Below are 20,874 nucleotides of genomic sequence, written 5' to 3' on the forward strand. Positions count from 1 at the left end.
GCGTGCCCCCCACGTCGCTCAAGGTGCGCCCTGGCCCGGCGAGGCCCTGCCCCCCACGCCCGGCGCCGCGTCCGGAAGCGGCCCGAAGCGCCTGTCCAACGCGAGGTTCAACAGCAGGACGTTGACGCGCGGCTCGCCCAGCACGCCGAAGGTCCGCCCCTCCACCCGCGCGTCCACCACGTCCAGCACCCGCTCCAGCGCCACGCCGCGGGCCCGTGCCACCCGCGCCGCCTGCCAGCGCGCCGCCTCCGGCGACAGGTGGGGGTCCAACCCAGACGCGGACGTCGTCACCAACTCGGCGGGAACGGGCCCCGCTGCATCCGGATTCTCCCGGCGCAGGCGCTCCAGCTCGGCCGCCGCGCGTTCCTTCAGCTTCAGCGACGTGGGCCCCAGGTTGCTGCCCGAGGACGCCGCGCCGTCGTAGCCCGCGCCAGCGGCGGAAGGACGCGGATGGAAGTACCCCGCCCGGGTGAAGCCCTGGCCGATGAGCGCGCTGCCCACCACGCGGCCCCGGCCGTCCTTCACCCACGAGCCATTGGCCTCCCCCGGAAAGAGGAGCTGCGCAAGCCCGGTGACGGCCAGCGGGTACAGCAGCCCCGTGAGCACCATCGTGACGACGCACGTGCGCAGGGCCGTGAGGAATGTGGAGAACATGGGGATAAGTCCTTTCACGCCAGACCCACGGCGCCGAGCAGCACGTCGATGACCTTGATGCCCACGAAGGGAACGATGACGCCGCCCACGCCGTACAGCAGCAGGCTGCGCCGCAGCAGGGCCTCGGCGCCCAACGGGCGGTAGCGGACACCCTTCAGCGCCAGGGGGATGAGCAGGATGATGATGAGCGCGTTGAAGATGACGGCCGACAGCACCGCGCTGAACGGCGAGGACAACCCCATCACGTTGAGCGGCGCAATCTGCGGGAACACGCCCATGAAGAGCGCCGGGAGGATGGCGAAGTACTTCGCCACGTCGTTGGCGATGGAGAAGGTCGTCAACGTGCCGCGCGTCATCAGCAACTGCTTGCCCACCTCCACCACCTCCAGCAGCTTGGTGGGATTGGAGTCCAGGTCCACCATGTTCCCGGCCTCCTTCGCCGCCTGGGTGCCGGTGTTCATCGCCACGCCCACGTCCGCCTGGGCCAGCGCGGGCGCGTCGTTGGTGCCGTCGCCCGTCATGGCCACCAGCTTGCCGCGGCCCTGCTCGGTGCGGATGAGGGCCAGCTTGGCCTCGGGAGTGGCCTCGGCCAGGAAGTCATCCACGCCCGCCTCGCGTGCAATCGCCGCGGCGGTGCGCGGGTTGTCGCCCGTAATCATCACCGTGCGAATGCCCATGGCGCGGAAGCGGTCGAAGCGCTCCTTGATGCCGCCCTTCACCACGTCCTTCAGGTGGATGATGCCCAGCAGCCGCGCACCGTCCGCCACCGCCAGCGGTGTTCCACCCGCGTCGCCGATACGGCCCGACGCCTGCGCCAGCTCATCCGGCACCGCGCCGCCCTGGGAACGGACGTACGTGACGATGGCGTCCACCGCGCCCTTGCGGATGCTGCGCGGGTGCGGGTCCACCAGGTCACAGCCGCTCATGCGTGTCTGCGCGGTGAAGGGCACGAAGGTGGCGTGGTGCGCCTGGAGCTCGCGCGGGCGCATCTTGTACGTGTCCTTCACCAGCGTGACGATGGAGCGCCCCTCGGGTGTCTCATCCGCGAGACTGGCGAGCTGCGCGGCCTCGGCCAGCTCCTCCATCCGCACACCCGGCATGGGGAGCAACTCCGTGGCCATGCGGTTGCCCAGGGTAATGGTCCCCGTCTTGTCGAGCAGCAGCGTGTCCACGTCACCCGCCGCCTCCACCGCGCGGCCACTCATGGCCAGCACATTCTTGCGCAGCAGCCGGTCCATGCCCGCGATGCCAATGGCGCTCAGCAGGCCGCCAATCGTCGTGGGAATGAGGCACACCAGCAGCGCCACCACCGCCGTGCCCGACAGCGGCACTCCCGAGTAGAGCGCCAGCGGCACCAGCGTCACGCACGCCAACAGGAAGATGAGGGTGAGCCCCACCAGCAGGATGTGGAGCGCCACCTCGTTGGGCGTCTTCTGCCGGGCCGCGCCTTCCACCAGGCCAATCATCCGGTCCAGGAAGGAGTCGCCGGGGTTGGCGGAGATGCGCACGCGGATGCGGTCGGAGAGCACCTTCGTTCCGCCCGTCACCGCCGAGCGGTCACCACCCGACTCCCGGATGACGGGCGCGGACTCGCCGGTAATCGCGGACTCGTCCACGCTGGCGATGCCCTCCACCACCTCACCGTCACCGGGGATGAGGTCCCCGGCCTCGCAAATCACCTCGTCCCCCTTGCGCAGGTCCGGCGCGGGCACGCGCTCCTCGCGCCCGTCCTTCCAGCGGCGCGCGGTGGTCTCCTTGCGCATCTTCCGCAGGGCGCCAGCCTGGGCCTTGCCGCGGCCCTCCGCCACGGCCTCCGCGAAGTTGGCGAAGAGCACGGTGAACCACAGCCACAGCGTCACCTGCACGGTGAAGCCCAGCGGCGCGGCATCCGGGCGCGGCGCCACCAAATCCTTCACCACCAACACCGTGGTGAGCAGACTCCCAGCCCACACCACGAACATGACGGGGTTGCGGGCCACGTCGCGCGGGTGGAGCTTTCGCAGGCTGTCCACCATCGCGGGTTTGAGCAGTGAGGCGTCCAGCAGCGACGCCGGTTTCGAAGCAGGCGAGGACATCTCAGTAGCGCTTTCCAGCCCCGGCGAGGAAGTGCTCGACGATGGGGCTCAAGGAGAGGGCGGGGAAGAACGTGAGCGCGCCGACGATGACAATCACGCTCACCAGCAGACCGGTGAAGAGCACGCCGTGCGTGGGGAAGGTGCCCGGGCCCGCTGGCACCACCTTCTTGCCCACCATGGAGCCTGCGATGGCCAGCGCGGGCACCATCATCAGGAAGCGCCCGCCGAGCATCGCCACGCCCAGGGTGATGTTCCAGAAGGGCGTGTTGGCGTTGAGGCCCGCGAAGGCGCTGCCGTTGTTCGCCGTGCCGCTGGTGTACGCGTAGAGGATTTCGGACAGGCCGTGCGGCCCCGCGTTGTTGAGCGAGGACACGCCCTGCGGCAGCACGGCCGCCAGCCCGCTGAAGCCCAGCGTGAAGAGCGGGAAGACGAGCACGTACAACATCGCGAGCTTCATCTCCCGCGCCTCGATTTTCTTGCCGAGGTATTCGGGCGTGCGGCCCACCATCAGCCCGGCGATGAAGACGCTGAGCACCACCATGACGAGGATGCCGTAGAGGCCCGCGCCCACGCCGCCGAAGACGACCTCGCCCAGTTGCATGTTGACCATGGGCACCAGGCCGCCCAGGGGCGTGAAGCTGTCGTGCATCGCGTTCACCGCGCCGCACGAGGCCGCGGTGGTGACGGCGGCGAAGAGCGAGGAGGCCGCGATGCCGTAGCGCACCTCCTTGCCCTCCATGTTTCCCGCCTGCGCCACCTGCCCCGCGACACTCAACGCCGGGTTGGCCTGGGACTCCGCCGCGTACACCGCGGCCACGCCTACGAGGAAGAGGACGGACATCGCCGAGAGCAGGGCCCAGCCTTGCCGGGTGTCTCCCGCCATCTTCCCGTAGGTGTACGTGAGGGCCGCGGGGATGGCGAAGATGGACAGCATCTGCACCAGGTTGGTGAAGGGCGTGGGGTTCTCGAAGGGGTGCGCGCTGTTGGCGTTGAAGAAGCCGCCGCCATTGGTGCCCAGCGTCTTGATGGCTTCCTGCGAGGCCACCGGTCCCTGCGCCAGCGTCTGACTCGCGCCCTCCAGCGTCACGACCTGCGCATAGGGCGCGAAGTTCTGGAGCACGCCCTGCGACACCAGGAAGAGCGCGTAGAGCAGACTCAGCGGCAGCAACACGTAGAGGGTGGCGTTCATCACATCCACCCAGAAGTTGCCCAACGTCTTCTGTCCGTCCGGACCGGGCCGGCGGGTGAAACCACGCGCCAGCGCCAGCGCGACACCGATGCCCGCGGCGGCGGAGACAAAGTTCTGCCACGCCAGCGCCACCATCTGCGTGAGGTAGCTGAGCGTGGACTCACCCGCGTACGACTGCCAGTTGGTGTTCGCGGTGAAGCTGACGGCGGTGTTGAAAGCCAGCTCCGGCCCCACCGCTCCCAGCCCTTGCGGATTGAGCGGCAGCAGGTGCTGCACGCGCTGGAGGCCGTAGACGATGAGGACGCTGAAGAGGCTGAACGCCAGCAGCGAGCTCGCGTAGGCCACCCACGTCTGTTCGTGCCGGTCCGCCGCGCCGCACAGGCGCAGCAGCAGGCGCTCCAAGGGGCCCAGCACGCGCGGCAGCGGACGGGTGTCCCCTTCGAGGACACGGAAGAGATAGGCCCCCAGCGGCTTCGTCACCGCCAGCACCAAGGCGAAGAACAACAGGATTTGCGACCAACCGATGAAGGACATGGCGGGGGCCTAGAAGCGCGCCGGGCGAAGCAGCGCGTAGATGAGGTAGGCACCGAGCAGCACGGACAGGACGGCGCCAGCGGCATATTCGAAAGTCATCGGGCAATGCCTCACAGGCGCTCGCATCCGTGGACGTAGACCCACGCGAGCGCGAAGAAAGCGGCGGTGACAAGAACGAGCACGAGGTCCATGAGATGGGGCTCCTGTTCAGAACCAGGCGACGGCGCTGAGCACCCCGAGCGTCTCGGCGTCCTCGAGCATGGGCGCGCCATCCCCTCCCGTGGCGCGGCCGGTGAACACGTCTGCGGTGGAGGTGTCGCGGCGCGCCTCCATCTTGAGGACCAGGTGTTCTGCGGGCTTCAACTCCAGGGTGAGGGTGCCGCCCGCCAACGTCTGGACGGCCCCCGTGATGAGCCCGTCCTCGTCGCGATAGGCCTCCACCCGGGCGGCAACGGCCACGACGTCGGAGAGTTGCACCCGCGCGTTGAAGCCCGCCGCGTACCACAGGGCCGCCGACTGTCCGGAACGCGCCTGCCGGCCCACGTCCGCCGTGGCGGCCAGCGCGAAGGCGTGCGTCACCTTCCAGGTGGCCACGGCGTCCACGAAGAGTCGCAGGCCACCGTCACCTTCTTCTCCCACGAAGGTGTTGAGGGCGGTGGATAGCCGCGGGCCCGCGTAGGCCACCTGCGTGCCCAGCGCCTTGCCGCGGTTGTTCTCTCCAATCGTCTGCCAGCCATTGAGCAGGTGGAGCTGCGCGCTCCACGCGTCATCGAAGGCCCAGGTGCTCTTGAGGCCGGACTGGTAGTAGGGCGACAGCTCACCCATCCACGAGCGCGTGTAGTTCCAGTTGAGCCGCGACTGGAACGACTCCAGACCGATGTGACTGGGATAGACGCCCGCCTCCAACGTGAGCGGTCCCGTCGCGTACGACACCGTGGCCTGCTGGAGATGGCGCCACACCTCGGGCCCGATGGCCGGGCCTTCCGGCTCGGCCTGGTGCAGCACCTCGATGCCGGTGCCGAAGCCCAGCAACACCTTGAAGCCCACGGGCTCGGGCGCGAGCGACACGCCCAGCGACGCGAGGTTGATGGAGACCTCGTTGTCCCGCCGGGCGGTGGTGCCCGTGCCAGGGATGAAACTGGCACCGTCGGCGGGGCGATTGGTGTTGTAGCCGAAGTAGACGTCCACCCCGCCTTCCACCTCCAGGCGAGACAGCAGGCCCGGGGCTTCGGCATCGGGAGACGGCTCCGGCGAAGGGGCCTGGGACAACAACAGGGAGGACACCAGGGATGGCAGTGGAGAAGCGAGCATGGTCGTGTCTCCCCAAGAGCACGCGCCGTGCCCGGCCACGGCTCACGAACCCCCTGTCATTCCAGGGGCTTGTGTCCCTGCCGCCATTCTCCAGGTTGCAACTTGCACGAACGGGCTCGGGAGCATCGTGCGCGCTGAAATCCGCCGCCGCTTCCTGCCCCGCGAGGCCAGAGCCCGTCCTCACGTCGACGAAGGGTGAGCGGCCCCCGCCCTGAATGATGGCTGTCCACCAACGCGGGACAAGTCGCGCCCACGCCGCGTGATGCCGGGTGCTTTCTTCCGCGCGCGTGCAAGCCCCTGAACGACGCAGGCCTCAGCCGTGGCTCATCCGAGTCACCCACTGGCTCAACGTACCGCTGCTGCTCATCATGGCGGCCAGCGGACTCCAGATACTTGTCGCCTATCCCATGCTCGGACCACAGGGCCGGCCCTACGGCTGGTATCCCTACCAGGGCATCCCTCCACCCGAATGGATGCGGCTGGGGAACTGGCTGGCCGGCGCCCGTCACTGGCACTTCGCCTTCGCGTGGTTCCTCATCCTCAACGGCGTGGCGTACGTGCTCTACCTCGCCCTCAGCGGTGAGTGGCGCCGCCGCCTCTTCCTGCCCCGCCGCGACACACGCAACGCCCTGGACACGCTCGCCTTCTACCTGCGCGTGCGAAAACACGCGCCCGCGCAGGGGCTCTACAACGGCCTTCAGCGGCTGGCGTACACGGGCACGCTGGCGCTGGGACTGCTCGCGGTGCTCTCCGGGCTGGTCCTCTACAAGCCCGTGCAGTTCGGCGCGCTCACTTCGCTGCTAGGTGGCTACGACGCGGCGCGCGCCATCCACCTCGTCATCCTGGCGCTGCTCGCCCTGTTCACCGTGGGCCACATCACCCTGGTGCTGCTCCACCCGCGAAGCCTGGCGGAGATGGTGACGGGCGGAAGGAAGCCGGATGCCTAGACACCTCCTCACGCGGCGCACGGCGCTGCTGGGCACCACCGCGCTCACGGCCAGCGCGTGTGACAGCAGCCGCCCTCACGAGGGCTTCCTGGGCGTCATGGAGCGCTTCAACGCGCGCGCGCAGGCCCTGTTGTTCGATGAACGCCGGCTGGCGCCGGAGCTGCCTCCCGAGGAGACGACGCCTCCAGGCAAGTTCCCCGAATACTACGTCTCCGACACGGTGCCGCTCGCGCCCTCGGGATGGGCGCTCCGAGTGGGCGGGCTCGTGGCGCACCCCACCGTGCTGACGCTGGACGCCCTCCAGCGAATGCCTCGCACGGACCTGCGCATTCGCCACCACTGCGTGGAAGGCTGGACCGCGGTGGCGTCCTGGCATGGCGTCCGCCTGAGCGAGCTGGCCCGCCAGGTGGGCGCGGACACCCGCGCGGGCTACGTGGAGCTGCGCTCGTTCGACGCGGGTTATTACTCGTCCTGGGACCGGCCCAGCGCCTTCCATCCGCAGACGATTCTGGCCTACGGAATGAACGGCCAGCCACTGACGCCCGGCCACGGCGCGCCGCTGCGCCTCTATTCGGGCGTGAAGCTGGGTTACAAGATGGTGAAGTACCTCACCGAGGTGAACTTCCTGCCCGAGCCCACCGGAGGCTACTGGGAGGACCGCGGCTACGAGTGGTTCGCGGGCGTGTGAGGCCCCCTCAACTCGCCACGCGCCCACGACATCAACGACAGCCATCGACGCCTGCGACGGGGCGTGTGTTCAGACGCACCGCCGCGCATGAGGCTGGGGAGCAAGACTCAGACCTTGCTGCCGGCGAAGCCACCACCGAAGGGCGAAAAGCCCCGCTTGCGCAGCGCCTCGCGCTCGGCCTGGAGCGCGGCCAGCGCCTCGTCGCGGGTGGCGTAGTGATTGACGGCCGCGCCGTTGATGGCGCCGCTGGTGAGCACGAACATGCGCGTCATCTCGTCACCACCGAAGCGATACGAGCGGTGCGTGTAGCGCTCCAGCACCTCGCGCCGCTCCTTGCCGAAGACGCGGCCGGCGGTGAACTTCACCACCAGCCCGTCCAGGTTGATGAGGAGGTCCACCTTGGGCGGGTACTTGGAAAGGTGCTCCTCGACTTCCTTCCGCCAGCGAAGGACGTCCGCCTCACTCACCAACACGCAGTCGGTGAAGTAGGCGGTGACGACGTCGTTCAGCGCGTCGTACTCGAAGGACATGTTCCAGGCCATCGTGCTGCCTCCTCGAAGCGGGCGCTCAGGCCGGCTGGGAGCCGGCGAGGAAGGCGGACACCAGCGCCGCCGTCTCCGCCGGGCGCTCCACCTGTGGGTAATGACCGGGGCCGGGAAGGTACGACAGGCGCGCGCCGCGAATCCTCGACACCACCGCCTCCCGCAGGAAGGCCGCCGGCAGGAAGGCGTCGTCCGTGGCCAACACCAGCGTGGGCGCCGTAATCGAGGCCAGCTTGTCGGCGAAGCCACCCGCCGTCCACGCGTCGAAGACGTGCTCGATGGCCGCCGGGCTGACGCCCATCGAGTCCTTCACCAACGCCTCCAGGGCCTCCGGCGACAACTGCTTGCACGCGAGTCCGAGGATGGTCTGCTTCTTCTCGCGGCTGTCCGCCGACGTGCGGAACAGCCCCGCCGCATCCGGAGGCAGCGGAAGACCCGCGGCGGGCACCGTGTTGAGGAGCACCAGCCCCTCCACGCGCGCCGGCACTTCCGCGGCCACCCACTTCACCAGCTGGCCGCCCATGCTGTGCCCCACCAGCGTGAAGCGCCGCGCGTCCACGGCGTCCGCCACGGCCAGCACGTCGTGCGCCAGCGACTCCAGACTGAAGCCTCCGTCCGGCCGGCCCGACTGACCCGAGCCCCGCATGTCCGGAATCACCAGCCGCAGCCCCGTCAGGTCCAGGCGCTCCACCAGCGCATCCCAGACCGCGCCTGATACCATCCAACCGTGGACCAGGATGACCGTGCGCGGACCCTCACCCACGACACGGTAGTGGAGCGAAGTCCCGTCTTTCGCTGAAGTCGTGGGCATTCCGTCTCTCCGTTGCAACGAGATAAAACAGGATTGTAGAAATCTACAGAAGCGCTAGCAAGCCACGGTTTGGGCGTGTTGACCAGCCCGACGCGGAGTGCGCGCGGCTCTGGCAGACTCCAGCACCACATGGTGGACGAACAGGCAGGCGCCACGGGCGCGGCGAAGCGCACGGTGTACTGCGAAGACGCACTCGTTTGGCTGGAGGCGCGACCGGTGTTGGAGGGCAGCTCGGCCATCGCGTCCCTGCCGGACTGGTCCGAGTTCCCGTCCCTGTCGCTGGCGGAGTGGAAGGCCTGGTTCATCCGCGCCGCGGCGCTCATCCTCGCGCGCGTGCCGCCCGAAGGCGTGGCCATCTTCTACCAGACGGACGTGAAGGACGAGGGCACCTGGGTGGACAAGGGCTACCTGGTGGCCCGCGCCGCGGAGGAGGTGGGCGTTGACCTGCTCTGGCACAAGGTGGTGTGCCGGCGGCCGCCCGGGACGGTGACGTTCGGCCGGCCCGCGTACTCCCACATGCTGTGCTTCTCGCGCGGCGTCCGCGTGGACATGGCGAAGTCCACGCCGGACGTCCTGCCCGAAGCGGGCGAGGTGACGTGGACGCGCGGCATGGGCGTGGAGGCGTGTCTCATCGCGTGCCGCTTCATCCTGGAGCACACCCGCACGCGCACGGTGGTGGACCCCTTCTGTGGCCACGGCACCGTGCTGGCCGTGGCCAACGCGCTGGGTCTGGACGCGGTGGGCGTGGAGCTCAGCCGCAAGCGGGCGCGCAAGGCCCGCAACCTGCGCGCGGAGCTGATGGACGGCACGCTTGTCCTGTCAGGCGCCCATGGCACGGGCGCGCCTGTGGGCGACGACGACGCGCTGTAGTCACCCTTGCTGCGACCGCGCCGCGACGTCCTCGCCGGGCGCCGGAACGAAGGCCGCCTGGGCGCCCGACTCCCGCGCCACGGTGGCCTCCAGCTCACCGATGAAGGCCGCGAAGAGCCGCTCTTCCAGCGCCAGCGCGGCATCCAGCGTGGCGCCCACGGCGGTGAGGCGCTCGACACACGCATCCTCGATGGTGAGCCGGTGGCTCTGCTCCTCGGTGACGACGCGCCCCAGCTCCTCGCGCACGGCCGGCTGGCGGGACGCGGCCTTGTAGAGCGGGTACAGCACCATGGCGCGCCGTTCGATGGCCGTCGTCGTGAGCAGGTAGTGCAGATAGACGTCCGGCGCGCCCGTAAAGGACGTCGCCCAGGTGGCCAGCTCGTGGTCCAGCGCCTGGAAGTAGCGGCCCGCGGCCTCCGGGCAGAGGAACGTGGTGATTTCCGCGCCGGCGACCTCGGCGGACAGGCGCTTGAAGGCGAAGGCGTGGCGCGTCTCGTCGGCCAGGTGCCCCAGCACCTCCAGCGTCGGGTGCCGGTCCGCCACGGTGCGCGAAATCTTCCGCGCGCCGATGAACTCCATCAGGGACAGGGTGTGGAGCCAGCGCGCCTCCATATCGGGCGACTGGGCAAGCTGGCGGAGCACGGCCTGGATTCGGTCACGCATGAGGCCGTCCTCTAGCCCGGCGCCGGGCCCCATTGCGAGCCCGAAGACAGGCCCGACCCCAGGGAACGGTGTCGGCGGCCCCTTCTGGTCAGCTCGCGGCGACGGCTTCAACGGGCTTGCGCGACGTCGCGGAGCTGCCCACGGACGCCAGGATGATGCAGCCGATGGCCGCCCACTGCACCAGCGACAGCCGCTCATCCAGCAGCAGCAGCCCGGACACGGCGGCCAGCGCCGGCTCCAGGCTCATCAGGATGCCGAACGTGCGCGTGGGGAGCGCCTTGAGGGCATACATCTCCAACGAGTACGGCAGCGCGCTCGACAGCACGGCCACGCACAGGATGATGGGAAGCAGCGACACGTCCAGCAGCTTCATGCCGGCGTGCGCGACCCCGAAGGGCATGACGAGCAGCGCCGCGACGCACATCCCCAGCGACGCCGCCGTGCCGCCGTGGACGGTGCCTCCGGCCCGCTGACCGAAGAGGATGTACAGCGCCCAGCAGGTGGCGGCCACCAGTGCCCAGAAGACGCCCATCCAGTCCAGCGACCGCGACGTCTCCGACAGCGGCAGAATCAGCAGGATGCCTGCCACGGCCAGCAGCGCCCACACGAAGTCGAGCGCCCGGCGCGTGGAGAAGATGGCCAGGGCGAGCGGCCCGGTGAACTCGATGGCGACGGCGATGCCCAGCGGGATGCGCTCCAGCGCCAGGTAGAAGGTCAGGTTCATCCCGCCCAGCGCCGCGCCGTAGATGGCCACGGCCCGCAAGTCCTTGCGGGTGAGCCGCTGCCGCCAGGGCCGGAACACCGCCGCCAGGATGAGCGCCGCGAAGAACACGCGAAGCGCCGTGGCCCCCGCCGCGCCCAAGACGGGGAAGACTTGCTTGGCCAGCGAAGCGCCCGTCTGGATGGAGGCCATCGCGACGAGCAACGTCAGGACCGCCACCGTGACCGGCCCCGGCTTCGTCAAGACTCGAGACATTCCGCGCACCTCTTCCACCGCGCCCTCTGTCCATCCCGTATCACCCGCCTGCCCTGAAGGGTGAAGAGAACACGCTGGACAACACTCGCCTGGCCGGGAGTTTGACGGCGCGGGGGCGCCTTCGCTTTGCTCGGGGGTGAAACGACTGTGCCGGGCCCCGGGGGGGAGCCAGCATGACGCCAAGAGTCCGAGAAATCCGGTTCCATCCACTTCGCACGCGACGAGAATGCCCACCGCGCTGGGATGCCCGCACGGGCGCGCTCGCGACGCCGCGGCCTCGAAACCGCGCGATCAAACCAGCGCACGACGGCTCGCACGGCGACACCGCCCGTGACGACGCGCTGACGGCCTACCTGGCGCGCTGCAATGAGTTGGGCGCCATGGAGGGCCCGTTGGGTGCGCGCACGCTCACCCCCACGCTGCGGCCCGTGCTGGAGGCCCTCCACCACGTGCTCGCGGGCGGCGAGGTGTCGGTGCAACTGCTCCAGCGCGGCAACGCGGACATCGTCAACGAACTGAACCTCCGGGCCGAACGCGCCACCGAGGAGTCGTCCAGCCTGGGTACGGCGGGTGACATCCTGTCCGCCACCGTATGAGTCCGCGCTCCGCCGGGCGACAGGCCCTCCTGTCCTCGTTCCGGCGGTGGACGCGCGCCCAGGATGCCGCGGAGGTGCTGGCCGCCTCGGGCCTGGGCGCGTGGCTCGCGCTCTGTGCCTTCGTGCCGAGCCTGCTGGCCATGACGGCCTGGGCCCCCGGCGCGCGGAGCTTCTTCGGCATCCACTTCGGCACCGCGCTGCTGTGCGCCGCGCCCATGTTGACCAGCGGCGTCCTGTTCTCGCTCGTCCACCGGCGGCGCCGCCGCATCGAGCCCTGGGGCTGGGGGTGGCTCATCTTCGGCGTGGCGACGATGCACTTCTTCGTGGCCGCGCTGATGGCCCTGTCGGCGCCGCCAGGGGCCGCCGTCATCGCCTCGCTGTTCCTCTTCACCACCGCCTTCCATGGCCGGCTGCACCGGGTGACGCCGCGCCAGCCCTTCCTCGCCCTGGGCACCGCGCTGGCCCTGGCGCTGGCCCTGCCCCTGCGCGGCAGCGACGAACACCTGGCCCTCTTCGGCGTCATCGGACCCGCGGCGCTCACCGCCCAGCTCTATCTGGGGACCTTCGCCGTGCAGCATGACCGGGCCCGCGCGGACGCGGAGCGCCTGCGCGCCGCCGTGCACGCGCAACTGCTGGAGCAGCAGGAGCGCGACGTGGGCCGCCTGTCGCAGGCGCTGTCGGAAATCCTGGGCTACCACCACGACATCGACAACGCGCTCATGGCGGCGGGCAGCGCGGCGGACATGCTGGCCGTGGTGGGCGCGCACCGCCCGGGCCCCGGCCGCACCGAGTTCGACGACCTGCTCCGGCAGCTCAACGACAACCTGACGCAGATACGGGACATGATGATGGACGCCCGCAACAAGGGGCGGCGCCATGCCGGCATGGAGCCGGAGCCCGTGGAGCTGGCGCCGGTGCTGGACTCGGTGCAGGCCAGCGTGGGCCTGCGCTTCCCGGACGTGGACATCCAGGTGGAGGTGGAGCAGCCCTCCCCGCCCCTGCGCGCCCTGATGCGCGGCGGCGCGCCCACGCTGCGCCGCGTGGTGGAGAACCTGGTGCTCAACGCCTGCGAGGGCAACGGCGAGGAAGGCGCCGCGCGGGTCCACATCCATGCGCGCGTGGAGCCGCTCAGCGGGCGCCTGGAGGTCACGATTACAGATGATGGCCCCGGCTTCCCGCCCGGCCAGCTCAGCCGCCCCGCCGAGGCGCTGTACACCAGCAAGTCCCACGCGACGGGCCTGGGCCTCTACACCAGCGAGTGCCTCCTGCGCGCCAGCGGCGGCATGCTGCACCGGCGGAACGCGACAGGGGGCGGCGCCGTGCTCCGCATGGTCCTTCCCAGGGAGTACCGATGAGCGGCGGAGCCCTGTACCAGGAGTCGCTGCGCGCGCTTCGCCGGCTGGGCTTGCCGGAGGTGTCGGAGCGGGACGTGCTCGCGGCGCTGGAGGCGGCGCAGCCCGGCCCCCTGTCCCTCTTCTACGAGGCGGGCGCGGAGGCCGGTCTGCCGCGCGAGGCCCTGATGGCGCGCGGCGCCGGGCTCTTCCTCAGCTTCAGCGCGGGCAACCTCGCCGACGACCTCATCGACGGTGAGTGCACGTACCACGACCCACCCATCCGCGTGGGGCCGTGCGTGCAGTTCATCCTCCAGAACCTGGCCTTCGCCACGCTGTGCGGCGCGCCGGCGCAACTGCCGGGCACGGTGCTGGAAGAGGCGGTCCGCACCCTGGCGGTGGCCGCCGGCCCGCAGGCGCTGGAGGTGCGCGCCAGCGACTGGACGGCGCCGTTGTTCCGCCAGGTCGCGGAGGGCATCGCCGGCCAGCAGTGGGCCGCGTACCTGCGCGTGTTGTGGGCGGGCACGGTGCTGGAGCCCCGCGCGGCGGCGGCGGGCCGGGCACTGGGCGTGGCCGCGCACGTGGCGGAGGACATCCGCACGCGGGACGTGCGCTTCACCAGCATGCCCGGGGCGGACCGTCACGCGGTGGTGGCCTGGGCGCGCGCCGCCGCGCAGGCGCTGCGCCGACTGGACCTGCGCTGCCTGGACGCGGCGCTGCGCCGCATCGAACCGATGCTGCCAGAGGGGGAGTCATGAACGCCGAAGCCGTGCAACCCGAGTGGAGACGCGACGAGGTGAGCGCGTACTACGAGGCGAAGACGGAGCGGCTGCTCCAACGCTATGGGCCCGGCCCACGCGTGCACTATCACTCCGGGCTGGTGGACGTGGTGCCGCCGCCCGGCGCGTCCTCGGAGGTGCTGCGCGACACGGTCCATTCCGCGCAGGAAGCGCTGCTGATGGAGCTGGCGCGCGCCGTGGGCCGCTTCCCGGACGGCGGCGAGGTGGTGGACGTCGGCTGTGGCCTGGGCGGCGGCGCGCTCTACTGGGCCACCGAGCATCAGGCGCACGTGACGGCCGTGACGAACGTGCCCTCGCATGTCGCGCTGGTGCGCGGCTTCGCGGAGGCCGCGGGCGTGAGCGCGCGCGTGCGCCCCATCCTCTGTGACGCCCTCTCCGTGCCGGGCCGCGCGGCCTTCGACGCGGTGGTGGCGGTGGAGAGCGCCTGCTACCTGCCGCGCGCCGAGTGGTTCCGCCGCACGCGGACGCTGCTGAAGCCAGGCGGCGTGCTGGCCATCGCCGACTGCTTCCTCTGCCGTCCGGAGCTGGCCCCTGGCTTTGACCGGTATTGGCGCACGCGCATCGGCTCGCTCGATGAGTACCTGTCCGCCGCGCACGCCGCGGGGTTGGAGCTGGAGGTCCGCGACGACGTGTCCTCACGCGTGGTGGGCTTCTGGTCGCTGACACTGGAATTGATGGTGCATGAGCGCGCTTCGGCACACCCCACCCAGCATCCCCTGCGTGCGCTCGCTCAGGCCGGCCGCGGCGAATCCAGCCGCGAGCACCTGCGCCTGCAGCAGGCGTTGATGGACGGCGGTCTGGAGTACGGGCTGCTCGTGCTCCGGCGGGTGGACTGAGGACTCGCCCCACCTCTTGATTGAAGCGGGCCCCTGGCCGCCCGGCCGGAGCATGGGCGGACATGTGCAACGGTCGGGGGGGCGGGGTGCAACACGCGAGGGTCGCCTCCAGCCTTGGGCCAGTCGCTACTCAGGGAGGAAACGCGATGCAGGCTTTCAATCGGTGGATGGTGCTCGGTGCGGTGGCGGTGGCGATGTCCATTACAGGATGCAGGGAACAGAACCGTGAGCACCAAGGGACGACGACCACCCCGGGCATGGAGGGCACCGGCGGTAGCGGCCAGGGCACCAAGCCGCACCCTAGCGGCGGCACCGGCGGCACCGGCGGCTCCGGCCACGAGATGCAAGGCTACGACGCCGGCACGGGCGGCTCCGGCCACGAGATGCAAGGCTACGACGCCGGCATGGGCGGCTCCGGGATGATGAACGACCACAACACCAAGGACACCGGGACGCACAGCCCCGAAGGTCAGCAGTAGCCCGCCTGCTCGCGACCCGCCGCGAGCAAGCAACCCACGGGGTCCGGGATGCTCCCGGGCCCCGCTCCGCTTCTGGGCCTTCGGCTCTGTCCTACCCGTCACACCCGTTCTGGCGGCGAGTCGACGCCACCCGGGCACAAAGGGAGGGGTTGCTGTCGGCCAGCGACCGTGCGTCCGGGCCGGAATGTCGGGTCACCCGCCCGCATCGGGTACGTTGTGCGGCGCGCCATGCCCTTCAAGTTCGTTCATGCCGCCGACCTGCACCTGGACACGCCTTTCCGGGGCGTCGCGACCCAGGGGCCGCTCCTGGGACGCTTCCAGGATTCGACGTTCCGAGCGCTCACGCGCATCACGGAGGTGTGCCTGCGAGAACGGGTGGCCTTCCTGCTGCTCGCCGGAGACCTCTTCGATGTGAAGGACCGCTCGGTGCGCGCGCGGCTGGCGCTGCGGCGCGAGTTGGGCCGGCTGGACGCTGCGGGCATCTCCACCTTCATCGTCCACGGCAACCATGACCCGCTGAGCGGAGACACCGGCGCGCTGGGGCTTCCGCCGTCGGTGAAGGTGTTCGGCCCGGACTGGGAAGAAGTGGAGGTGAAGCGCGAGGGCCGGAGACTGTGCCGCGTGCAGGGCATCTCCTATCCGGACGTGGAGGTGCGCGACGACCTCTCCGCGCGCTTCCGCCGCACCGGGGATGGCTTCAGCGTGGGACTGCTGCACGCCAACCTGGGCCGCGCGGAGGGCCACGCCAACTACGCGCCCTGCACCACCGCGGGTCTGGGCTCGCGCGGGCTGGATTACTGGGCGCTGGGCCACGTCCACACGCGCGCCGAGCACATGCTCCCCGGCGGCGGCGTGGCGGTGTACCCCGGCAACCCGCAGGGCCGGCACGCGAACGAAACCGGCCCGCGCGGTTGCATGTTGGTGGAGGTGGAGGACGGCGGCATGCGGCGGCGCTTCATCCCCGTGGACGGGGTGCGCTGGCACAAGCTGGAGGTTCCGCTGTCCGGCGTCAGCACGCTGGACGGACTGCTGGCCACGGTGATGGAGGGCGTGGAGGCTCGCTGCGCGCCCGAGCTGGACGGCCACGCGGTGCGACTCACCCTCACCGGAAGAGGTCCGCTGCACCGCGAGCTGGCCCGTCCCGGCGCGCTGGCACAGTTGGAGGTGGACCTGCGCGAACAGCTCGCGAGGAGTCACCCACCAGTGCTGTTGGAGTCGCTGCGGGACAGCAGCCGGCCGGAGGTGGACCTGGAGGCGGTGTGCGCGGCGGGCGGCTTCGCGCGCACGCTGCTGGACGAGGTGGGCTTCCTCGCGGAGGACCCGGCGGCGCTGGCGCGGTTGTGGGAAGAGGAGGCCATGGGCGCGCTGAGCCAGCGGCTGAAGCGGCTGGGCGTGGACGCGCTGGAGGCGCCTCGCGCGGAGTGGGTGGTGCAGGCCGGGCTGCACGGCGTGGAGTCGCTGCATGAGGAGGAGACGTCATGAAGCCGGGGCTGCGCATCGACGCGCTGCGCGTGCTCGGCTTCGGCCGCTTCTCCGGCCTCACGCGCGACCTGGGGCCGGGACTGCACCTGCTGTACGGCCCCAACGAGGCGGGGAAGAGCACGCTGCTGGCCTTCCTGCGCAGCATGCTGTTCGGCTTCGAGAAGCGCGGGCAACCGGAGCGCTACGAGCCGGCCCACGGCGGCGCGTTCGGCGGCGAGCTGACGTTGACCACCCACGCGGGACCGCTGCTGGTGCGCCGCATCGCGAGCCGGCGCTCGTCGGAGGGCGAGCTGTCGGTGCGCGACGCGGAGGGGAAGGAGCTCTCGAAGGAGTCGCTGGAGAGCGCGCTGGCCCACGTGTCGCGCGAGCTGTTCTTCGACGTGTTCGCCTTCCGCCTGGATGAGCTGGCCGGCTTCGAGCGGCTCACCGAACAGCGAGGCGCCTCCGAGGCCCTGGTGGCCGCCAGCATGCGCGGCGCGCGCCGACTGCCGGAGGTCATGGACCAACTCCGCAAGCGCATCGAGAAAATCTACAAGCCGAACGGCGTGACTCCCTCGCTGAACGTGACGCTGAAGGCCCTGGAGGACGTCCAGGTCCGGCTGCGACAGGAGGGAGACCGGCCCGCGCGCTACTTCGCGGAGAAGGAGCGGCTGGGCGCGCTGGTGGAGGAGCAACGGACGCTCGAAGCGGCGCTGCTGGAGACGGGGACCGGACTGGAGCGGCTGACGCGACTGGAGGCGGCGCTCGGGGACGTGGCGGCGCTGGCACAGGCGCGCGCCGAGCTGGCGACGCTGCCCGCGCTGGAGACCTTCCCCGAGGCAGGTGAGTCGCGGCTCGAGGACGGCCTGCACCGGCGTCGGAGCTATCGCGCGGAAGGCGCTCGGCTGGCGGAGCGGCTGGCCACGGTGGAAGCCGGGCTGGAGCGGCTGTCCGCGCCGTCGGGCGTCCGGGGTCGCGAAGAGGCGCTGAGCCAGGCCCTTGCGGCATACACCGAGGGCGCCGCGCTGCTGCGCGCCCTGCCCTCCCGCCGGGCCGCCCTGGCGGAGAAGCAGCGGCAGGTGGAGCTGGCCTTGCGCGAGCTGGGCCTGCCCGTGGATGGGCCCGGCCTGCTCGCGCTGGACTTGAGCGTAAGCGTCCGCGTGACGCTGGAGGAACTGGCGCTCCGGCTGGGAGCGGCCGAGGTCGCGCATCGCGAGGCGGAGGGCGCATGGGCCCGCGCCGTCTCGGAGCGTGAGCGGCTGGATGGCGCGCTGGCGCGGGTGGACGCCGAGCTGTCGACGCTGCCGGAGGAACGGGCGTCGCGAATTCGCCAGCAACAGGCGGGGCTGGGACGGCTGCGCACCGTACGCGCGGAGGTGGAGCGCCTGTCGGAGCAGCGGGCCGAGCTGCACCGGCAATTCGAGAGCGTCCGCACCCAGGGCGAGCCGCAGGCGACGGCGGCGGTGCTTCCCACATGGTGGGTGCCGGCGGTCGCCGCGGTGGTGGTGGCGCTCGCGGTGACGGCGTGGCTGCTGGCGGGCAATGTGGTGGGCGCGCTGTGCCTCGTGGGCGGCTTGCTGCTGACGGGCGTGCTGGAGCTGGCCCGGCGCCGTGTGGAGACGGCGCGCGACGCGGACGTGGAGGCACAACGCGCGCGCCAGCGCTGGCGGCAGCAGGAAGAGGAGCGGCTGCGCGCGGCCTTGATGGGTCTGTCCGCGCGAGAGGAACTGCTGCACCGTGAGCTACTGTCCGCGGCGTCCGAGGCCGGACTCAACCTGGTCGCGACGGCGGCGGACATGGCGGCGCGGGAAGCCGTGCTGGCGGATGCGCTGGAGCGAGCGGGACGGCGGGAGCAGCTCGAGCGGGAGCGGGAGACGCTGCACGCCGAGCACACCGCCGCGCGACGCGAGGAGCACCGCGCGAGTGAGGCGGTGGGCGAGGCGGAGTCGCGGCAGGAACAGTTGGGCACAGAGCTGACGGCCCTGCTGTCCGAGCGGCACTTCCCTCCCACGTTGGCCGCGTCCGCGGCACTGACGCTGTGGCGTGACGCGGCGGCGCTCCGTCAGCGACTCCTGGACGTAGGCGCGGAGGAAGCCGCGCTCACGGTGGACGCGCAAGTCTGCGCCCTGGTGACGTCGCGGCTGTGGGCGGAGGCCGTGGTGGCGGAACTCATCCCGGGCGCGACGGAGGCCCGTGAATTGGACGCCGGTGTCATGGAGCCCCTGGCGTCGCGGGTGGCGGCGGCGCTGGAAGCGGAGCGCGCGCAGAGCCTGGAGCGCAGGACGCTGGAAGAGCGGCGGCACGAACTGCGAGCGGAGAAAGCGCGACTGGACGGGCTGTGCCACGACGAAGAAGCGGCGTTGGCGACGCTGCTGGCCGAAGGTGGCAGCCCCGACGAGGAGACCTTCCGCCGCCGCGCCGCGCAGGCACGCCGCTACGTGGAACTGACGGGCCGGACGCGGGAGCTGTCACACCGCATCGAGGCGCGCACGGGCCTGTCGGAGACGCTCGCGCGGCAGGCGCTCATCGACGTGGGCGGCGAGCAGGGCCTGCGCGTGGAGCTGGAATCCCTGCGCGACCGACAGGCGGAGGCCCAGGACCGGCTGAAGGCGGTGCTCACGGAGCGCGGCGCACTCAGCCACCAGTTGGAGCAGTGGGAGAACGACGACGCGCTGGCGAAACTCCGCATCGTCGAGGAGTCCCTGCGCGCACGGGCCGCCGAGCTGGCGAAGCAGTACGCGGCGGACCGGCTGACCCTGGCACTGCTGGCGCGGGCGCGCCGCCGCTTCGAAGAGGAGCAGCAGCCGCGGGTGGTGCAGCTCGCCTCGGAGCACTTCGCCACGCTCACCCAGGGCCGCTACCAGCGCGTCTTCATCCCCACGGGAGAGGAGCGCGAGCTGCGCGTGGGTGATGGTCAGCGTGACTGGAGCGCGGCGCAACTCTCCCGAGGGACGCGTGAGCAGCTCTACCTCGCGTTCCGGCTGGCGGTGGTGCGTGACTTCGGCGAGACGCGCGGGGCGCTGCCGCTCATCGTCGACGACGTGTTGGTGAACTTCGACCCGGAGCGGGCGCGAGGCGCCATCCACCTGCTGGCGAAGCTCTCCGAGCACCAGCAGGTCATCGCCTTCACCTGCCATCCCTGGCTGCGAGACGCCTTCGCCGCCGAGGGCGCGCGGGTGCAAGCGCTGGACGCTTCCACGAGCGAACCGCCCGCGCCCGTGTCCGTGCTGAAGACGGGCTAGCCAGATGGCGCGGAACAGGGTCATCGGCATGCGCCACGAAGCAGACCGGCGCCGCGCGACACCTCCAAGTACAAGCCCACCTGCCGCGAGCCTGTGGCACACTGCGCGCGCCATTCGACTCCTCTTCTCCATCGTCTTCTGGGCGTTCCTGATGCTCTCCAGCGCCGTGCTCTTCGTGGGCGCCGTGCTGGTCTGGCTCGTCACGTTGCCGTTCGACCGCGACGGGCGCGTCCTGCACCTGTATTCGTGCTTCTGGGCGCAGCTCTACTTCTACGTCAACCCGCTCTGGCACCTGGAGGTCGACGGCCGCGAACACCTGCCCTGGCGGGGCCCGGCCGTGCTCGTGTCCAACCACGAGTCGCTCGGCGACATCCTGGTCCTCTTCGGCCTCTACCGCCCCTTCAAGTGGGTCTCCAAGGCGTCGAACTTCAAGCTGCCGCTCATCGGCTGGAACATGCGGCTCAACCGCTATGTCCCCCTGGTGCGCGGTGACAGGGCGAGCATCACGAAGATGCTGGCCGACTGCGAATACTGGCTGTCTCGCGGCGTGCCCATCCTCATGTTCCCCGAAGGCACGCGCTCCTCCGACGGCGTCGTGAAGCCCTTCAAGGACGGCGCCTTCGCGTTGGCCTTGAAGCAGCGCTGCCCCGTCATCCCCGTGGTCCTCACCGGCACCGCGCGCACCCTGCCCAAGCACGGCCTGGTGCTGGAGACCACCGCCCGCTGCCACGTCCAGGTCATGCCCCCCGTCGACCCCAGCGCCTTCACCGACGTGGCCTCCCTGCGTGAGCACGTCCGGAATCTCATCGTCTCGGAAAAGGCGCGCATCGAGGCGCTGACGCCCGGCGCCTGACACATCCCTCCCGGCC

General features: G+C 70.8%; 20 protein-coding genes. 11 read left to right on the forward strand and 9 right to left on the reverse strand.

Annotated elements, in window-relative coordinates; all coding sequences use genetic code 11:
• Nucleotides 1-18 precede the first annotated feature (18 nt).
• From kdpC to FMQ63_RS07920, 5 genes are all read right to left on the reverse strand, one after another.
• Nucleotides 19-654 (reverse strand): potassium-transporting ATPase subunit KdpC, encoded by a 636-nt coding sequence (gene kdpC, locus FMQ63_RS07900; RefSeq protein ID WP_011550313.1) that lies wholly within the window; start codon nucleotides 652-654, stop codon nucleotides 19-21.
• A gap of 14 nt (nucleotides 655-668) precedes the next feature.
• The gene (kdpB, locus tag FMQ63_RS07905; RefSeq protein ID WP_011550312.1) at nucleotides 669-2,729 is read right to left on the reverse strand and encodes a potassium-transporting ATPase subunit KdpB; all 2,061 of its coding nucleotides are present in this window, start codon (nucleotides 2,727-2,729) and stop codon (nucleotides 669-671) included.
• Between the two features lies 1 nt (nucleotide 2,730).
• Nucleotides 2,731-4,452 (reverse strand): potassium-transporting ATPase subunit KdpA, encoded by a 1,722-nt coding sequence (gene kdpA / locus FMQ63_RS07910; protein ID WP_011550311.1) that lies wholly within the window; start codon nucleotides 4,450-4,452, stop codon nucleotides 2,731-2,733.
• Between the two features lie 9 nt (nucleotides 4,453-4,461).
• Nucleotides 4,462-4,551: a K(+)-transporting ATPase subunit F gene (kdpF, locus tag FMQ63_RS07915; RefSeq protein WP_020477932.1), complete on the reverse strand. Its 90-nt coding sequence runs from the start codon at nucleotides 4,549-4,551 to the stop codon at nucleotides 4,462-4,464.
• 108 nt (nucleotides 4,552-4,659) lie between these two features.
• A complete protein-coding gene (locus FMQ63_RS07920; protein WP_011550309.1) occupies nucleotides 4,660-5,763 on the reverse strand; it encodes an outer membrane beta-barrel protein in 1,104 nt (367 codons plus the stop codon).
• A gap of 269 nt (nucleotides 5,764-6,032) precedes the next feature.
• Here FMQ63_RS07920 and FMQ63_RS07925 point away from each other — a divergent pair, with 269 nt between their 5' ends.
• Together FMQ63_RS07925 and FMQ63_RS07930 are read left to right on the forward strand one after the other, a co-directional pair.
• Nucleotides 6,033-6,710 carry a cytochrome b/b6 domain-containing protein gene (locus FMQ63_RS07925; RefSeq protein ID WP_020477933.1) on the forward strand — a complete coding sequence of 226 codons (678 nt, stop codon included), beginning with the start codon at nucleotides 6,033-6,035 and terminating at the stop codon, nucleotides 6,708-6,710.
• Nucleotides 6,703-7,398 (forward strand): molybdopterin-dependent oxidoreductase, encoded by a 696-nt coding sequence (locus FMQ63_RS07930; protein WP_011550307.1) that lies wholly within the window; start codon nucleotides 6,703-6,705, stop codon nucleotides 7,396-7,398. Before FMQ63_RS07925 ends, FMQ63_RS07930 begins: the two co-directional genes overlap by 8 nt.
• 107 nt (nucleotides 7,399-7,505) lie before the next feature.
• Here the strand turns inward: FMQ63_RS07930 and FMQ63_RS07935 are convergent, their stop codons facing one another.
• A complete protein-coding gene (locus FMQ63_RS07935) occupies nucleotides 7,506-7,940 on the reverse strand; it encodes a hypothetical protein (protein ID WP_011550306.1) in 435 nt (144 codons plus the stop codon).
• A gap of 25 nt (nucleotides 7,941-7,965) precedes the next feature.
• Nucleotides 7,966-8,751: an alpha/beta fold hydrolase gene (locus tag FMQ63_RS07940; RefSeq protein ID WP_011550305.1), complete on the reverse strand. Its 786-nt coding sequence runs from the start codon at nucleotides 8,749-8,751 to the stop codon at nucleotides 7,966-7,968.
• A 129-nt stretch (nucleotides 8,752-8,880) separates the two neighbouring features.
• Between FMQ63_RS07940 and FMQ63_RS07945 the strand changes: the two genes are divergently transcribed.
• Entirely contained in the window at nucleotides 8,881-9,621 is a 741-nt protein-coding gene (locus FMQ63_RS07945) for a DNA methyltransferase (RefSeq protein ID WP_044272895.1), read from the forward strand.
• On the opposite strand, the gene FMQ63_RS07950 is transcribed toward FMQ63_RS07945, so the two are convergent.
• Entirely contained in the window at nucleotides 9,622-10,284 is a 663-nt protein-coding gene (locus tag FMQ63_RS07950; RefSeq protein ID WP_043612119.1) for a hypothetical protein, read from the reverse strand.
• Nucleotides 10,285-10,372: 88 nt separating this feature from the next.
• Nucleotides 10,373-11,260 carry an EamA family transporter gene (locus FMQ63_RS07955; protein ID WP_011550302.1) on the reverse strand — a complete coding sequence of 296 codons (888 nt, stop codon included), beginning with the start codon at nucleotides 11,258-11,260 and terminating at the stop codon, nucleotides 10,373-10,375.
• A gap of 173 nt (nucleotides 11,261-11,433) precedes the next feature.
• Between FMQ63_RS07955 and FMQ63_RS37805 the strand changes: the two genes are divergently transcribed.
• The 8 genes from FMQ63_RS37805 to FMQ63_RS07995 all read left to right on the forward strand — a co-directional run bounded on the left by FMQ63_RS37805 (nucleotide 11,434) and on the right by FMQ63_RS07995 (nucleotide 20,858).
• The gene (locus tag FMQ63_RS37805) at nucleotides 11,434-11,856 is read left to right on the forward strand and encodes a hypothetical protein (protein WP_225909679.1); all 423 of its coding nucleotides are present in this window, start codon (nucleotides 11,434-11,436) and stop codon (nucleotides 11,854-11,856) included.
• Nucleotides 11,853-13,211 carry a sensor histidine kinase KdpD gene (locus tag FMQ63_RS07965; RefSeq protein WP_011550300.1) on the forward strand — a complete coding sequence of 453 codons (1,359 nt, stop codon included), beginning with the start codon at nucleotides 11,853-11,855 and terminating at the stop codon, nucleotides 13,209-13,211. Before FMQ63_RS37805 ends, FMQ63_RS07965 begins: the two co-directional genes overlap by 4 nt.
• Nucleotides 13,208-13,945, forward strand: coding sequence for a hypothetical protein (locus tag FMQ63_RS07970; protein ID WP_011550299.1), 738 nt, complete (start codon nucleotides 13,208-13,210; stop codon nucleotides 13,943-13,945). The genes FMQ63_RS07965 and FMQ63_RS07970 overlap by 4 nt, the downstream gene beginning before the upstream one ends.
• Nucleotides 13,942-14,823, forward strand: a complete 882-nt coding sequence (locus FMQ63_RS07975; protein WP_011550298.1) for a cyclopropane-fatty-acyl-phospholipid synthase family protein — start codon at nucleotides 13,942-13,944, stop codon at nucleotides 14,821-14,823. Before FMQ63_RS07970 ends, FMQ63_RS07975 begins: the two co-directional genes overlap by 4 nt.
• A 146-nt stretch (nucleotides 14,824-14,969) precedes the next feature.
• On the forward strand, nucleotides 14,970-15,302 hold the full coding sequence (locus FMQ63_RS07980) for a hypothetical protein (protein WP_020477936.1): 333 nt from the start codon (nucleotides 14,970-14,972) through the stop codon (nucleotides 15,300-15,302).
• A gap of 228 nt (nucleotides 15,303-15,530) precedes the next feature.
• Entirely contained in the window at nucleotides 15,531-16,784 is a 1,254-nt protein-coding gene (locus FMQ63_RS07985; RefSeq protein WP_011550296.1) for a DNA repair exonuclease, read from the forward strand.
• Entirely contained in the window at nucleotides 16,781-20,005 is a 3,225-nt protein-coding gene (locus FMQ63_RS38545) for an AAA family ATPase (protein ID WP_011550295.1), read from the forward strand. Before FMQ63_RS07985 ends, FMQ63_RS38545 begins: the two co-directional genes overlap by 4 nt.
• Before the next feature lie 4 nt (nucleotides 20,006-20,009).
• On the forward strand, nucleotides 20,010-20,858 hold the full coding sequence (locus tag FMQ63_RS07995) for a 1-acyl-sn-glycerol-3-phosphate acyltransferase (protein WP_011550294.1): 849 nt from the start codon (nucleotides 20,010-20,012) through the stop codon (nucleotides 20,856-20,858).
• The last annotated feature ends 16 nt before the right edge of the window (nucleotides 20,859-20,874 follow it).

Origin of the sequence: Myxococcus sp. CA005, assembly GCF_006518205.1 — a bacterium.
GTDB classification, from domain to species: Bacteria; Myxococcota; Myxococcia; order Myxococcales; family Myxococcaceae; genus Myxococcus; species Myxococcus xanthus.